This window comes from Acinetobacter sp. R933-2 (genome assembly GCF_030325485.1).
GTDB classification, from domain to species: domain Bacteria; phylum Pseudomonadota; class Gammaproteobacteria; order Pseudomonadales; family Moraxellaceae; genus Acinetobacter; species Acinetobacter sichuanensis.
In genome coordinates, this window is the sequence record NZ_JACAIJ010000004.1 from 94,181 (window position 1) to 108,491 (window position 14,311).

Sequence of the window (14,311 nt, forward strand, 5' to 3'; positions counted from 1 at the left end):
GTGTCTTTATATATAACTGATGAATGTATCAATTGTGATGTCTGTGAACCTGTATGCCCTAACGAAGCAATTTATATGGGGGAGTTGATTTATGAAATAAATCCAAGCCTTTGTACAGAATGTGTGGGACATCATGAGCAGCCACAATGCGCACTTTTTTGTCCAGTTGATTGTATTCCTTTAGATCCAGAGCATGTTGAAAGTCAAGAACAGCTTATGGATAAATATAAAAGGCTGATTGCGCAAAAAAGTACAAGCAATTGATATAAAAATTTGTTAATATGCGCCCCTTGAAGTGAGCTAGACGATCGCTGCTGTGGAGATCTCCGTGATTGAAGCAGGGGAGGAAAGTCCGGGCTTCATAGGGCAGGGTGCCAGGTAACGCCTGGGCGGCGAAAGTCGACGGCAAGTGCAGCAGAGAGTAGACCGCCATCTTTGCAATTTCCTTTCGGGGAAACCAAGAGAGATGGTAAGGGTGAAAGGGTGCGGTAAGAGCGCACCGCATGGCTGGTAACAGTTCATGGCAAGGTAAACCCCACCAGAAGCAAGACCAAATAGGAATCCTGAGGCACGGCCCGTGCTGGATTCGGGTAGGTCGCTTGAGCGTATGAGTGATTGTACGCCTAGAGGAATGATCGTTCACGACAGAACCCGGCTTATCGGCTCACTTCAAACATTTTTTAAAATAGTGCTTGACGAGTTAGTAATAACAGTAGATAATTCGCGCACAGTTTTCGGCTATGTAGCTCAGTTGGTTAGAGCACCGCACTCATAATGCGGGGGTCACAGGTTCAAGTCCCGTCATAGCCACCATTTTTATAGACCACGTTCCAAAACGTGGTCTTTTTTTATCTATTCAACATGAAAAATAATGAGATAAAATTGATCTGCTGCTTTTGAAAGCAGAAGATTATAGGGTTTGAAGTTGAAAACTGATTAGATTGTCAATTATTCACATTGAATCTGTTTTTCATCAAGTTTAAGTTTTGGTAATTGCTGTGCCATTTGTAAATAATGAGCGCTTTCTTCAGAGAAAATCTGTTGTTGTAATTTTTCAATTTTACTTTCACTCACATGCAAGTGAGCGCAATGCAGTGCTATCGCATTTTGTTTGTTAATTTCAAATTTTTGAGCTTCATCTGCTTGTTCAAGCTGATAAAAACGTTGTTGAGCCTTGCTGAGTTGAGCCAAGCTGCGTTTTTGCTGCATCGTTAAGAGTTGTTGTTGATTAATCCATTTTGCAACATCCATGCGAACGCCATTATAGTCTACAAAAATAGGACTGATCATCTGACAAGCGGTGATTAAAAAAGAGAGATTAATGGTAAGTAAAATAGATTTAAACTTCATTTTTATGACCAGATGGATGATTTACTTTGCTCTATTGTCCGATAAATAAAATGAAATATGTATTAATTTTAAACATTTGTTTTTCAATTGTTTAAAGCATGATCATTAGTGCGTGAGAGGGCTTGACGTATTATCTATAAATTTAGATAATGCGCACACAGTTTACGGCTATGTAGCTCAGTTGGTTAGAGCACCGCACTCATAATGCGGGGGTCACAGGTTCAAGTCCCGTCATAGCCACCATTTTTATAGACCATGCTCACCGCATGGTCTCTTTTTTTGTGCGTAAAAATATAATTTTTTAATGCTTGATAAAATTTATGCGTTCAAAGCATCTATAGAAAAAGATTATACTCTGGTTAAAGTGTCAATTTTTTTGATTAAATCAGGAATTCGATATTGACCTGTCATTTTTGCAATATAATTTTTTGCATCTGTTAAGTGAATATCTTTGCAAGTAATATAAAGTGGTTTTTTGCTATTTCCTCGATATAACGCACAGTTTTCAGGTGTATCTTTATAATAATTTTTTGCTACGCCAATAATTGCTTTTTTATGGGTTAAAGCATTCCATAAATGTGTGCCTAAGCCTGCTTGTTGTTCTGCACCAAGTTGTACATAGCCATCAATCACTATATATTTAAAATCTTTATCAATACATTCAAGAAGTTGCAATATGCAAGGAAGTTCTCTTTTGTAAAAATTTCCTGCAATATATTCAGCAACTTCGGTAATATGGAGGGTATAACATTGTTCAAATTCTTGGCTATCCCAATCTTGGATTAAACCTGCAACAGCATAAGCACCTGTTTCTCGATAATGAACATCAATAATTAAAATCATTTTTCACTCTATTTATATTTGTTAAATTTTAAGCTTTAAATGGTAAATTTGTACTCATTAAATGGGCAATTGTTTGTTGAGTATGTTCATTTTGATAAAAAGGTGCAATTAATGAGGCAATAATTGAGTCGAGTAGATCATGTTCATCCAGTGCTTTAATACAAGATGGAATAAAGCGATATGCTTCTAGACGCAGATCATGTTCATTTAAACCGACAGAATGTAATAATTCTTGTAAGCTAAATTCACCAAAATATTCATAAAATGCAGCAACGACATGCAGGATAATGTGTTGCATAAAATCAGTTTGACGTAGTCCTTTCCATGTTTCATAGACTAAAATAAAAAATTCTTCAAAATCGATAGATTGGAACTGAGAAAAAGTTTCTTTTAATGGACGTTGTTTAAGATCAGACCAAATCAAATAGGCGAGATTTGCAAGGTCTTCATTTGGAAGTTGAATGATATGAATCAGTTGCGAGCGGATTGCTGCTGCAAGTTGTTGTTCTAGCTTGAGCTCCAGATTTTGATGTTGTTCTTGAATGAAACTCAGTACTTTAGAGCGCAGATGATCTTGTTTGACGGTATATTGGCGTAATTGTCTCAGCCAAGGTGTATTTTGTTCTAAAATTTGATTAGCAAGCTGAATGCTTATATGTTGAATTTGTGGGTTATGTTCAAGATGATCTTGTAAATAGGTTTTTAGTTGTTCTAATTCTAAAATTTTAAATAACCATAATTCAAAATTTTCATCAGATAATAACTCATTGAGTACAGTCGAATTGTGAGCAGCATAATGATGGATTTTTTGTGCTGCAACGCCAATAAACTCAAGTATATCGGGTCCTAAATTAAGCTCAAATGCATACTTTTGTACAACTGCTTGAAGTTGCTCTAGTTTGATGAAATCACGCAGTAAAATTTTATCTGCATTTTGGTAGGACTGAGCGATGAAACCTTCAATATAAATAGGGTTTTGACTTTCAAGTAACTGTTTTTTAATAAAGCGAACTTGCTCAAGCTGAAGTGCTTGAGCAAGTTGTTGAGCAAAGCTCATGAATGATAAAGCGCTTTCGCTACTCACAAGGATTAAACACCTGCTTTCCAGCCATTCACGATTGGGTAACGACGTTCACGACTAAATGCACGTGATGTAATACGTGGACCAATCGCACCTTGACGGCGTTTATATTCGTTACGATCAACAAGCTTAATAATTTTTTCTACAACATCTTTGTCAAAACCTTTGGCAATAATGTCATCTTGGCTTTGATCTTCTTCGATATATGCATAAAGAATTGCATCTAAAACATCATAAGCAGGTAAAGAGTCCTGATCTTTTTGGTCAGGGCGTAACTCAGCAGATGGTGGGCGGGTAATCACGCGCTCAGGAATCACAGGTGTTTCACTGAGACTATTACGGTATTTTGCTAATTCAAATACAATGGTTTTATAAACATCTTTAAGTACTGCAAAACCACCAACCATATCACCATAAAGTGTGCAGTAACCAACTGATAACTCAGATTTATTTCCTGTTGATAAAACCAGATTACCAAATTTATTTGATAGACCCATCAGCAATGTGCCACGTGCACGTGCTTGTAAGTTTTCTTCTGTTGTATCCGCAGGTGAGTTGCCAAAGAATGGGAACAGTGTTTGCATAAAGCTATTTACGATTGGGTGGATTTCGGCAATTCCAAAAGTCACGCCCATACGTTTTGCTTGTTCTGCGGCATCTTCAACACTGATTTGAGAAGTGTAAGTATATGGCATCATGACAGCTTGTACTTTTTCAGCACCAATTGCATCTACAGCAATCGCTAAAGTAAGCGCAGAGTCTATTCCACCTGAAAGACCTAAAATGACACCTGGGAAACCAGAACGTTCGACATAGTCACGTGTTGCCATGACTAGAGCTTGATAAATTTCAGCCATTGTATCTAGAGCAGGTGCAGTAGTGACCGCTTTGTAGGCTTTGTTTTCAATTTCATAATCAATGAAATACACTTGCTCTTTGTAGCTTTCTGCACGTAAGACAACATCACCTGTATTGTTAATTACAAAGCTTGAACCATCAAAAATGAGATCATCCTGACCACCTACTTGGTTGGTATAAACCAGATGAATGTTGATTTGTCTCGCAAGTTCTTGCAATGTTGCAATACGATGTTGTGGTTTACCTACTTCATAAGGTGATGCATTGAGAACTAAAACGCTTTCTACATTAAGTTGAGCAAGTTGTTGCACAGTTTGAAGTGACCATACGTCTTCACAAATAAGTACACCAAATTTATGACCTAAATACTCAAATACAAGGTGTTGATGACCTTCATTAAAATAACGCTTTTCATCAAAAACACTATAGTTTGGAAGGTTTTGTTTGTTATATACACCAAGCACTTGCCCATCTTTCATGACTGCTGCTGAGTTATAACGTTGCCCATCTTCGGTTGTATTGACAAAGCCAAAGACCATAACAATATCTTTAACCGTATGTAATTGCTCAAAAGCTTGAGCTGTACGTTTACTTATACTTGGGCGTAACAACAAATCTTCAGCAGGGTAGCCTACTGTTGAAAGTTCAGGAAAAACAATAATATCAGCATTTTGTTTTTTTGCTTGATTCGCTTGTTCAATCATTTTTTGAACATTTGCTTCAATATTACCAATATGTGGAGAGAATTGCGCGAGAGCAACTTTAAAACTTTTCATTTAAACCTTGTCCTATTCCTATAGGGTAGTATGTTTACACACAATAGATTGATTTATATATAATTATTCAATAGTGTGTGATTCGGAAATTTAAAACACTGCCAAAAGGCATAAAATAAAAAATCATTTTCATGACAAAAAATCTTTATTTCTTGCACGGCAAAAATTACAGACTTGAGCTATTTTAACGAAAATCATGCCAGATGCTAGATGTTTAAAAAGATTGTCTAAAACTTATCTATCATCTTTTTGAATTTAACAGGTTTTTGATGAAAAAACGAAGATTTTTGATGATTAATTTTGTTTCTTATGTATTAAAAATGCTGAGAAAATCTTACTCTTTGTGCAAACCTCCACATATTTAAAAATGATTTGCAGAAGTTTCTAAAATAATGTTCTTAATTTTTCTTAGAAAAATATCTCGAGCAATATCTCCTTGTTGTTCAATATTATAGTCTTCATATTTTTTGTGATTTTCTAAATTATATGTATAGGGGTTATATTTTCCATAAGTGATATAGAATGCGATTTGTAAAATAGCGCCTTTGAGAAGTACATTAACGTGTTTTTGATGCTGATAAATATGTGCCATTTCATGAATAAAAAGCGCTTGAGTTGATAAATTTTTCTGAGAAAAATCCTCAAAAAAATCAGCATCTTTCATGTGAATACAGCCGTTGGGTGCCATTAAAATACCAACAGGTTGCCAAGGGAGATAAGGCTGATTCATAATCAAAACTTTAGAGTAATCAATAAGATCTCCAAAAACCATTTGACTGATTTTGATTTCGCCTAGACTTAAACGACGGCATTTAAATGTTTCAATATCGAGTAGCCTGAATAACCACCAATAAAAGTACAACATTTATCTTAATCCTAGTATGAAATTATAGATAAAAATGATCATCAAATTTCGACGTGAAGCTGATATTTTGCTTGAATTTTCATATTGAAAGTAGCATTGCAAAGTGAGCAAAACGTAAAAATATGAAAAAGAAAATAGCCTTAGAGGTCAAAAATTGTTAATAGGTGTTAACTCAAAAAATATTGTCTAACAATTTTTTAAATAGTCATAAAATGCTAACTCAATGACCTCAAATGCTAATGGTATTTAATAAAGCTTAGCGTAATTTTTACATATTCAATAGAGTTTTTACTCAAAACATGAGCAGTAGGTCACAGGATGAGTTGCTGTTTATACATTAATCAAATAAAGAGTATGTAGCCATGTTATTCACTAAGCCAGTTAAATCTATCTTTTCAAAAGTATTTTCTAATTCTCCTTTTAGCTTGGATAAACAGACCCCGATTATTCCAATTCGTCATATGAAATTTAATTTTGAACCAGAAAAATTGGATCACAAATTTTATATGGATGCAGAATTGGCAAGTGCATACTTTGCTTCGTTGTCTATTTTTCTGACTTTAGGTGAAGATTTGGTGATTGATACAGCGCGTTATCATCGTGATTTTATTAAAGATCCGTTGTTAAAGCAGCGTGTGACATCATTAATTGGACAAGAAGCAATTCACTCCAAAATGCATGAAGAATTAAATGATACTTATATAGAAATTGATTTACCTGTTAAATTATTCCGTTTCTTAGCAGGTCATGTGTTTGATTATGGTTTTAACCGTTTGCCACAACCGATGAAGTTATCTTTGATGGCAGGAATTGAGCATTTTACTGCGGTACTTGCTGAATATATGATGAACCACGAAGAAATTTTCTTTAGATCTACAGATGAAAAGCAACGTGCAATTTGGATGTGGCACATGCTTGAAGAGTCTGAGCATAAAGATATTGCTTATGATGTGTTCCAAACTTTATCAAATAATTATGCATTACGTATTGCGGGCTTTTTCCCTGCTTTGATTACGATTTTAGTGCTTATTTCAGTCGCATCATTATTGGTTCCTTTTTATCGTAAGCCAAGTAACTTAATTAGTTGGAGTTATTGGAAGGATGTTCCGCGTAGCTTTAGCTTAATTTTTGGTTTAAAAGATGGTGTATACGGAAGTTCATGGGGACATATTTTTGACTATTTACGCCCAGATTTCCATCCAAATGACCACGATACAACTGAGTTCTTAGAATATTACAAAGAAACTTTATTGAACCCTGAAAATGGCGTATTAACTCCATTTTTTGTTAAAGAATTTATTCCTGCACTCCGTGTTTAAAATAATTTAAAAGTTAAATGGAAGAACTCAATGGGATTTTTTTCGAAAAAGAAAAAGCCAACACAAAATGCATATGCTGTAGTTACAGGTGCAGGAAGTGGAATTGGTCGTAGCTTTGCTTTGGAGCTTGCAAAGCGTGGTGGAACCATTATTTGTGCAGATATTAATTTAGATGCTGCACAAGAAACAGTACAGTTAATCGCAAACCAAACTTCAGGTAAAGCATTTGCTGTGCAATGTGATGTAACGGATAAGACACAAGTTAAGGCATTGTCTGAAAATGCTGAAAAGTTAATGAATCATGCAGTCACTTTGGTCATCAACAATGCAGGTGTAGGGTTGGGAGGCAAATTTGACGAGGTTTCCCTTGATGATTGGCAGTGGTGTGTCAATATTAATCTTTGGGGCGTGATTTATGGCTGCCATTATTTTGTACCTAAGTTTAAACAGCAGGGATACGGTGCAATTATTAATGTCGCATCAGCAGCAGGTTATACTGCCGCGCCTGAAATGACGGCTTATAATGTAACCAAATCAAGTGTTTTAGCGCTATCTGAAACTTTATCGGCTGAATTACGTAAAGATAAAATCAGTGTCAATGTGCTTTGTCCAACACTTGTACCAACCAATATTATGAAAAATGGACGCTTACCTGATAGTTATTCTGGCGTAGCAGATGATTTATTAATGAATCATGCTTTTACGACAAGTGATGCTGTAGCAATTAAAACGCTTAATAATTTAGACGCAGGCAAGCTTTATACCATTCCTCAACCTGATGCTAAATTATTTTGGATTTTAAAACGTGCATCACCTGCACTGTATACCAAAGCATTGGGAATTGGTTATCCAATATTTGATAAGTTTATGAAATAAGCCAACATTTGAGATAAAAAAATGACAACAGAAAGTACCGTAGACCAGTTACCAGAAGATAAATCAACAGCGAAAAAAGCGTCACAAACAACGACTGTAGAAGAGATCAAACAAGTGACTCAACCAGAAGAAGTGAAAGCAGCAGCGAAAGCTGAAGTAAAAGCTGAGCCAAAAATTGAGGTAAAGCAAACAACGGTTGAGCCAAAAGCACCTAAAGCTGAAGCTCAGCTTGAAGCAAAAGTAGAGCCACAGATTCAACCTGAAAAAGTTGTGGAAGAAAAAGCTGAAGCACCAAAAGTAATTGCAAAATCACAAGCGATTGAAGAAAAAGCAACTGTAGCTGAAGCAAAAGCAACAGTGAAAAAACCTCAACCCGTTCATGTCTATGACACGATTGTGGTGGGTGCGGGTATTTCAGGAATTGCCGCTGCTTATAAAATGAATCAAGCAGGTTATCATAATTATATTGTGCTCGAAAAAGCTGAGCGCGTTGGTGGTACATGGCGTGATAATAATTATCCGGGCTGTGGTTGTGATGTTCCTTCAGCATTGTATTCATTTTCTTTTTCGCCAAGTCATAAATGGAGTCATTTATTTGCGAAGCAACCAGAAATTCTCAGCTATTTAGAAGAGGTTGTAGAAAAGCATGATTTGGGTGGGAAAATTGAATTTGGCAATGAACTATTGAGTGCTAAATGGGATGAAACTCAGCAAGTTTGGCACTTAGAAACCTCAAAAGGTTCATATCAAGCAAAAACGACTATTTTTACAACAGGTCCGATCACAGAGCCTTCTATGCCAAAAGTTAAAGGTATTGAAGGCTTTAAAGGTAAAATGTTCCATTCTGCACGTTGGGATCATGATTATGATCTCAAAGGTAAACGAGTGGCAGTGATTGGTACAGGTGCATCAGCGATTCAATTTATTCCGCAAGTGCAGCCATTAGCAAAAGAACTATTTGTATTTCAACGTACTGCACCTTGGGTTTTACCAAAAGCTGATCGTGAATTAGGGGATACGGCAAAAGGCATTGTTGAACGTTTTCCTGTGATTCAGCAAACTTGGCGTAATAGTATTGCACAAATTTTGAATGGTATTAATTTTGGTTTACGTCATCCAAAGATTTTAAAACCTGTTAATCTTTTAAGTAAACAATTGCTTAAATTACAAATTCAAGATGAGCAACTACGTCAAGATGTTACACCAAACTTTGATATTGGTTTTAAGCGTTTATTATTTGCTAACAACTATTATCCTGCTTTACAACAAGAGAATGTGAGCCTCATTCCACATGGTTTGGTTGAAATTGACGGTAATGCAGTGGTTGCTGCCAATGGTGAGCGTCATGAAGTTGATGTGATTATTTGGGGAACAGGTTTTGAGGTTTCTCATCCACCTATTGGGCAGCGTGTCACGAATTCAGACGGTGTATTATTGTCTGAGTTATGGAAAGACAGTTCTCCTGAGGCTTATTTGGGTGCAAGTATTGAAAAAGTACCAAATGCGTTCTTGGTGTTAGGTCCAAATATTTTAGTTTATGACTCTTTTATTGGTATTGCAGAAGCACAACTGGATTATATTATCAGTGGCTTATTGAAAATGCGTGATCAAAAAATTAAACGTATTGAAATTAAGAAAAATGTTGTGCGTTATCATAATTTGAAAGTGCAAAGAAATCTGAAAACGACAGTATTTAATGCAGGGGGTTGTAAGTCTTATTATTTAGATCAAAATGGTCGTAACTTTGCAGCTTGGCCATGGTCATTGCAAGAGTTAAAAAATCAGTTAAAAGATTTAGATTTGAAGCATTACGATACAGCATCATAAGTTATTGAAAGAATTTTAGCCCTAACTTAGTTTAGGGCTTTTATTTTTGTTTAATCTAAAAATAATGATTTCTGCAATCAAAAGATTAACTGTCCAACCTAACCATGCTTCAAGTTGATAAATATGAAGTGGTGTAAGCCAATCAAAATAAGGTTGTAGCTGATATAAAACGATTTTCCATGTTCTTAAGCTTAAGGCTGAAAGCCCTAAAGCAAAACTACGAATCATCCAATTTTGGTGAGCTTTCCATTGTTTTTGAAAAATTTTATAGAGAGCAATACAGGTAGTCATTCCCCATAAAATACTCAGTAGCATAAAACATAGCTGTGTTTGCCAACCTCCTGCGGCTGAAAATGCCATAATAAAGCCGCTAGGTAAGGCAAAAGCTAAGACAGTTGTAATGTAAAGCCAACCACTATAACGGTGGATTTTTGGGAGTTTTTGTCTAATTTGACTCGAAAATTGAGTGAAACCCGCGATTAAAATCAATGAACTGACGATGACATGAGCTTGGAAGGCAAAGCGCCAAGGTTGCGTGTTGACTACATCTTGTTTTAAGGCTAGAAAATTAGTGTCATTTTGCCAAGGAAAATATTGTAGGCAAATTTTAACCATGAGTAGACTCAAATATAGATAAATTAGCAGTATAAAAATCAAGAAGACGTTTTTTAGTTCTATTTTTTTCATGGCTGTATTCTGCATGATTTATGCAAGATCAATATCAGTGAAGTAGTTTTGTAAATGATGACTAAAAATCTTGATAAAATTTTACGTTTTCAATCTTAAAAAAAGTTAAAGTTGAATTAAAATTATAGTGGAGATTTATATAAATACATACATAGGTATAACAATGAAAAAGCAATTATTTATGTTTTGCTTGCCTTTTTTTGTCATGCAATCAAGTTTTGCATTGAATATACAACAGCTTAAAACCTCTTGGTCAGGTATTTATGATGGGCAAAAAATAGGGGTATTTATTGAGTCAATTGATCGTAATCAGGTCAAAGGCTACAGTATTTTAGGTAAAAATAAGCAGAATTTCTCAGGAAAAGTTCAAGCAACTTCACAAGGTTATAAAATCACGGCGGTTGAAAGTGGTCCTAAAGCAAGTAGTGGTACATTTACATTTTTAGTCAGTGAAAATCAGCCTAAAACACTACAATCGAGTTGGGAATCTACAACCGCTAAAGTAAAACCTAAATATTTTGACTTAAAACCACAGCAGTGTCGTTATGCAAAAAATGAAGGTTCATTTGCAGAGGCTTCAAATCGTTTGCTAAAAGATGATGATTTGCAACTTCCACCTGATGAACTTGATTATATGCGTAATAGTATTTATGCGCGTCATGGTTATTCATTTGCAAATAAAGAAATAGCGAATGCTTTTAGTGAGGCAGATTGGTATATGCCGTGCAGTACCAATGTTGAAAATCAGCTTACACAAATTGAAAAGACCAATATTCAGAGAATTAAAAAAGTTCGTCCTTATATGGAAAAGATGGAATGGGGGCGCTAATAAAACTGAAATCGGGAAGTGACTTTTAATATTAATTTTTCAATCAATCCGTGATTATTTTGGTTTTTGCAAAAATTCTATTGTGCTATTGGTTTGAAATAGAGAAAGCAAACTTATGATGAAAAAAAGTATTTGTTTGATGGTTGGCGTGTTTGTATGTTCTATAGGCTTTGCAGCAGCTCCCACAGCAAAAGACATTATTTCAACTTTAACGAATTTAGATGATTCTTATGCAACACCCAAAAATGCAATTTATATTAATAAGACACAGGCAGTACGACTAAAATCAGGAGAAGCCGCTTACTTGTCTGGTGTAGAGTTTGAAGATGCAGGACGCAATTTTTGGGGTGGTTATATTTTGACTCGACCAAAGTTAAAGCAGTCACAAATCCTTGAATATGGCGGGCAAGCCAATAGATTTAAAGTTTATAATGCTCAAGCTAAAAGCAAGCCGATTCAACTTGTGCAATTGACTTCTGCAAGTTCTGGTCAGGGTGAAGTCTCTAGTCGAGATGACTTAGTTTATTTTGATGGTTGGAAAGCTTATGTGGTTGCGACGGCTGAATCTTCAAGTTATGCAGGGCGTTATAGTGAAAAATTAGGTGAAGAAGATTGTAAAACTGGAGAGAATATTGAAAGTACATTAAAAGTAGTTTCTGAGGCAGATTATGTATTGAGAACAAGCAAAACATCAAATGCATGTAAAGGTGCTAAAGTGACCATAAAAGAAGATAAAATACCCTTTAAAATTCGATAAATTGAAGTGATAAAAAAACCACCAAAAGGTGGTTTTTTATGGTCAAAGCGTATAACGAATTAACGTTTGATATCGCGTTGAGTTTCGCCAGTGTAAAGCTGACGAGGACGACCGATTTTGTAAGGTGCGCTGTGCATTTCTAACCAGTGGCTGATCCAACCAACAGTACGTGCAAGAGCGAAGATTACAGTAAACATTTCTGTTGGGATACCAATCGCTTTAAGGATGATACCTGAGTAGAAGTCTACGTTAGGGTATAAGTTACGTTTGATGAAGTATTCATCAGAAAGTGCAATACGTTCAAGTTCCATAGCAAGTGCTAATTGTGGATCATTGATACCAAGAGCGCTTAGAACTTCGTCACAAGTCTCTTTCATTACTTTCGCACGTGGATCGAAGTTTTTGTAAACTCGGTGACCGAAGCCCATAAGTTTAACTTCTTTAGTTTTCACTTTTTCCATGAAGTCAGCAACGTTTTCAACGGTACCGATTTCATCAAGCATCTTAAGAACAGCTTCGTTTGCACCACCGTGAGCAGGACCCCAAAGCGCAGAGATACCCGCAGCGATACATGCATAAGGATTAGCGCCAGTAGAACCCGCTAAACGTACTGTAGATGTAGACGCATTTTGTTCATGGTCAGCATGAAGTGTAAAGATACGATCCATTGCTTTAGCAAGGATAGGATTTACTTTGTAATCTTTGTCAGCAGGTGTAGCAAACATCATGTACAAGAAGTTTTCAGCGTAACTTAAATCGTTACGTGGATACATGAATGGTTGACCCACTGTGTATTTGTAGCTCCAAGCAGCAAGTGTAGGAACTTTTGCAATTAAGCGAATCGCAGTAATTTCACGGTGGTTTACATCTTCAACATCAAAACCATTGTGATAGAACGCAGAAAGTGCACCAACAACGCCAACCATTATAGCCATAGGGTGAGCATCACGACGGAAACCGTTATAGAAGCGGCTTACTTGGTCATGTACCATAGTATGGTTGCGTACTTTTGCTTCAAATTCAGCTTTTTGTTCAGCTGTAGGAAGTTCACCACTTAATAATAAGTAGCAAGTTTCTAAGTAAGAAGCTTGAGTTGCAAGTTGGTCGATTGGGTAACCACGGTGTAAAAGAACACCTTTGCCGCCATCGATGAATGTGATTTTTGATTCACAAGCAGCAGTTGCCATAAAACCAGGATCAAAAGTAAAGTGACCTGCGGCCAATACATCTTTAACGTCGATTACATCTGGGCCCAATGTACCACTGTAAATTGGTAATTCAATTTCTTTGCCATCAAGTTGTAAAACGGCTTTTTTGCCAGTTGCTGCAGACATTCAATTGATCTCCTGTCCTGGTGAATGTTTTATCTAACTTGTAATTGTTATTTGTTACCAAACAAGTTAGACAGATCAAAAATTGCTATTAGCTTAGTGAGTACTGAAATTTTGTCAATTATACTTATGGATAAAAAGTGACGTTAGCACAGTAGCTTAGTCATGCAATCTCATTCAAAGAATTTTAAATAAACTTACAGTATCGGCTCAGTATAATAAGGCAAATTCTAGATTTGGTGCATAAAAATAATTGATCTTGCTAGACAAGAACAGTGATCAAAGCCTAAAAATTATTGAATTTTTAAATATTGTTAAATGTATGCAAATCACCTAAAACCATCTAATTACCATGACTTACAATTCATAAAAATTAATACTGTGTGAAAAAACCACACAAAAATGATTGAAATATTTTTTTTCATTTTCATTATTGATTGGTTAAAAAATAGTTTGAAAAAAGTTTTTACTGTTTAAAAAATGATCTTTAGCGCGAAAAATATGCTAAATTCCGTCTTAAAAGTAAGCAATTATTTGCTATTTTTAAAACTAAAATTGATTTATTCACAAACTAAGTACTTATTTCTGTTCAAAAACTCTTAAGTTAAATATTATATTAATGATATGCACTATTTATTTTAAAAATAATGGTAGTGTTTAATTTATAAATATCTTTATATACAGTTCATGATTCAATATCATTAATGATTGAAATTTTAAATAAAACAGAGTTTCGTATTTATGTTGTGCTTTAGTCTAAAATTTAAAAAACTTAAAAATAAATAAAAATATATCAGCATATTTAAATTAAACGTTTAAAAAATAAATAGATAGAATGGTTTTATTGATTTTAATTTTCTGTATGATGAGATGTTTTGTTGTAAATGATTCTTATTTGTAGAGTTTTTCATT

13 protein-coding genes, 2 tRNA genes and 1 other RNA gene are annotated in these 14,311 nt (G+C 35.2%); 9 read left to right on the plus strand and 7 right to left on the minus strand.

Annotation, left to right across the window (positions count from 1 at the left end):
* The 3 genes from HX005_RS06015 (at window position 1) to HX005_RS06025 (ending at window position 813) form a co-directional block, all read left to right on the plus strand.
* Complete coding sequence (locus tag HX005_RS06015) at window positions 1-264, plus strand: YfhL family 4Fe-4S dicluster ferredoxin (RefSeq protein WP_107006968.1); 264 nt, start codon at window positions 1-3, stop codon at window positions 262-264.
* 28 nt (window positions 265-292) lie between these two features.
* An RNA gene (gene rnpB, locus HX005_RS06020) (RNase P RNA component class A) lies at window positions 293-675 on the plus strand.
* A 61-nt stretch (window positions 676-736) separates the two neighbouring features.
* Window positions 737-813, plus strand: a tRNA-Met gene (locus HX005_RS06025).
* Between the two features lie 135 nt (window positions 814-948).
* Here the strand turns inward: HX005_RS06025 and HX005_RS06030 are convergent.
* Window positions 949-1,350, minus strand: coding sequence for a hypothetical protein (locus tag HX005_RS06030; protein WP_286376657.1), 402 nt, complete (start codon window positions 1,348-1,350; stop codon window positions 949-951).
* Window positions 1,351-1,516: 166 nt separating this feature from the next.
* Between HX005_RS06030 and HX005_RS06035 the strand changes: the two genes are divergently transcribed.
* Window positions 1,517-1,593, plus strand: a tRNA-Met gene (locus HX005_RS06035).
* 105 nt (window positions 1,594-1,698) lie between these two features.
* Here HX005_RS06035 and HX005_RS06040 read toward each other — a convergent pair.
* The 4 genes from HX005_RS06040 to HX005_RS06055 all read right to left on the minus strand — a co-directional run bounded on the left by HX005_RS06040 (window position 1,699) and on the right by HX005_RS06055 (window position 5,773).
* Entirely contained in the window at window positions 1,699-2,193 is a 495-nt protein-coding gene (locus HX005_RS06040) for an endonuclease V (RefSeq protein ID WP_286376658.1), read from the minus strand.
* A gap of 28 nt (window positions 2,194-2,221) precedes the next feature.
* Window positions 2,222-3,277, minus strand: coding sequence for a hypothetical protein (locus tag HX005_RS06045; protein ID WP_286376659.1), 1,056 nt, complete (start codon window positions 3,275-3,277; stop codon window positions 2,222-2,224).
* Between the two features lie 5 nt (window positions 3,278-3,282).
* Window positions 3,283-4,908: an NAD+ synthase gene (locus tag HX005_RS06050; RefSeq protein ID WP_107006972.1), complete on the minus strand. Its 1,626-nt coding sequence runs from the start codon at window positions 4,906-4,908 to the stop codon at window positions 3,283-3,285.
* A gap of 361 nt (window positions 4,909-5,269) precedes the next feature.
* Window positions 5,270-5,773, minus strand: coding sequence for a hypothetical protein (locus HX005_RS06055; protein WP_286376660.1), 504 nt, complete (start codon window positions 5,771-5,773; stop codon window positions 5,270-5,272).
* A gap of 362 nt (window positions 5,774-6,135) precedes the next feature.
* On the opposite strand from HX005_RS06055, the gene HX005_RS06060 reads away from it, so the two are divergent.
* Genes HX005_RS06060 through HX005_RS06070 form a run of 3 tightly spaced genes read left to right on the plus strand, consistent with a single transcriptional unit; the run spans window position 6,136 to window position 9,795 of the window.
* The gene (locus tag HX005_RS06060) at window positions 6,136-7,092 is read left to right on the plus strand and encodes a metal-dependent hydrolase (protein WP_286376661.1); all 957 of its coding nucleotides are present in this window, start codon (window positions 6,136-6,138) and stop codon (window positions 7,090-7,092) included.
* Window positions 7,093-7,122: 30 nt separating this feature from the next.
* The gene (locus tag HX005_RS06065) at window positions 7,123-7,968 is read left to right on the plus strand and encodes an SDR family NAD(P)-dependent oxidoreductase (protein ID WP_286376662.1); all 846 of its coding nucleotides are present in this window, start codon (window positions 7,123-7,125) and stop codon (window positions 7,966-7,968) included.
* Between the two features lie 21 nt (window positions 7,969-7,989).
* A complete protein-coding gene (locus HX005_RS06070) occupies window positions 7,990-9,795 on the plus strand; it encodes an NAD(P)-binding domain-containing protein (RefSeq protein WP_286376663.1) in 1,806 nt (601 codons plus the stop codon).
* A 21-nt stretch (window positions 9,796-9,816) separates the two neighbouring features.
* On the opposite strand, the gene HX005_RS06075 is transcribed toward HX005_RS06070, so the two are convergent.
* Window positions 9,817-10,482: a DUF2306 domain-containing protein gene (locus tag HX005_RS06075; RefSeq protein WP_286376664.1), complete on the minus strand. Its 666-nt coding sequence runs from the start codon at window positions 10,480-10,482 to the stop codon at window positions 9,817-9,819.
* A gap of 163 nt (window positions 10,483-10,645) precedes the next feature.
* Here HX005_RS06075 and HX005_RS06080 point away from each other — a divergent pair, with 163 nt between their 5' ends.
* A complete protein-coding gene (locus HX005_RS06080; RefSeq protein WP_286376665.1) occupies window positions 10,646-11,311 on the plus strand; it encodes a YARHG domain-containing protein in 666 nt (221 codons plus the stop codon).
* A 115-nt stretch (window positions 11,312-11,426) separates the two neighbouring features.
* Window positions 11,427-12,068, plus strand: a complete 642-nt coding sequence (locus HX005_RS06085; RefSeq protein ID WP_502872724.1) for a hypothetical protein — start codon at window positions 11,427-11,429, stop codon at window positions 12,066-12,068.
* Window positions 12,069-12,127: 59 nt separating this feature from the next.
* On the opposite strand, the gene gltA is transcribed toward HX005_RS06085, so the two are convergent.
* Complete coding sequence (gltA, locus tag HX005_RS06090) at window positions 12,128-13,402, minus strand: citrate synthase (protein ID WP_107006979.1); 1,275 nt, start codon at window positions 13,400-13,402, stop codon at window positions 12,128-12,130.
* Window positions 13,403-14,311: the final 909 nt, after the last annotated feature.

What these genes read in the sequence shown, in the direction of transcription:
- HX005_RS06030 (WP_286376657.1), bottom strand. Translation starts at nt 1,350, where the DNA reads ATGAAGTTTAAATCTATTTTACTTACCATTAATCTCTCTTTTTTAATC.
- HX005_RS06040 (WP_286376658.1), bottom strand. Translation starts at nt 2,193, where the DNA reads ATGATTTTAATTATTGATGTTCATTATCGAGAAACAGGTGCTTATGCT.
- HX005_RS06050 (WP_107006972.1), bottom strand. Translation starts at nt 4,908, where the DNA reads ATGAAAAGTTTTAAAGTTGCTCTCGCGCAATTCTCTCCACATATTGGT.
- HX005_RS06055 (WP_286376660.1), bottom strand. Translation starts at nt 5,773, where the DNA reads ATGTTGTACTTTTATTGGTGGTTATTCAGGCTACTCGATATTGAAACA.
- HX005_RS06060 (WP_286376661.1), top strand. Translation starts at nt 6,136, where the DNA reads ATGTTATTCACTAAGCCAGTTAAATCTATCTTTTCAAAAGTATTTTCT.
- HX005_RS06065 (WP_286376662.1), top strand. Translation starts at nt 7,123, where the DNA reads ATGGGATTTTTTTCGAAAAAGAAAAAGCCAACACAAAATGCATATGCT.
- HX005_RS06070 (WP_286376663.1), top strand. Translation starts at nt 7,990, where the DNA reads ATGACAACAGAAAGTACCGTAGACCAGTTACCAGAAGATAAATCAACA.
- HX005_RS06075 (WP_286376664.1), bottom strand. Translation starts at nt 10,482, where the DNA reads ATGAAAAAAATAGAACTAAAAAACGTCTTCTTGATTTTTATACTGCTA.
- HX005_RS06080 (WP_286376665.1), top strand. Translation starts at nt 10,646, where the DNA reads ATGAAAAAGCAATTATTTATGTTTTGCTTGCCTTTTTTTGTCATGCAA.
- HX005_RS06085 (WP_502872724.1), top strand. Translation starts at nt 11,427, where the DNA reads ATGATGAAAAAAAGTATTTGTTTGATGGTTGGCGTGTTTGTATGTTCT.
- gltA (WP_107006979.1), bottom strand. Translation starts at nt 13,402, where the DNA reads ATGTCTGCAGCAACTGGCAAAAAAGCCGTTTTACAACTTGATGGCAAA.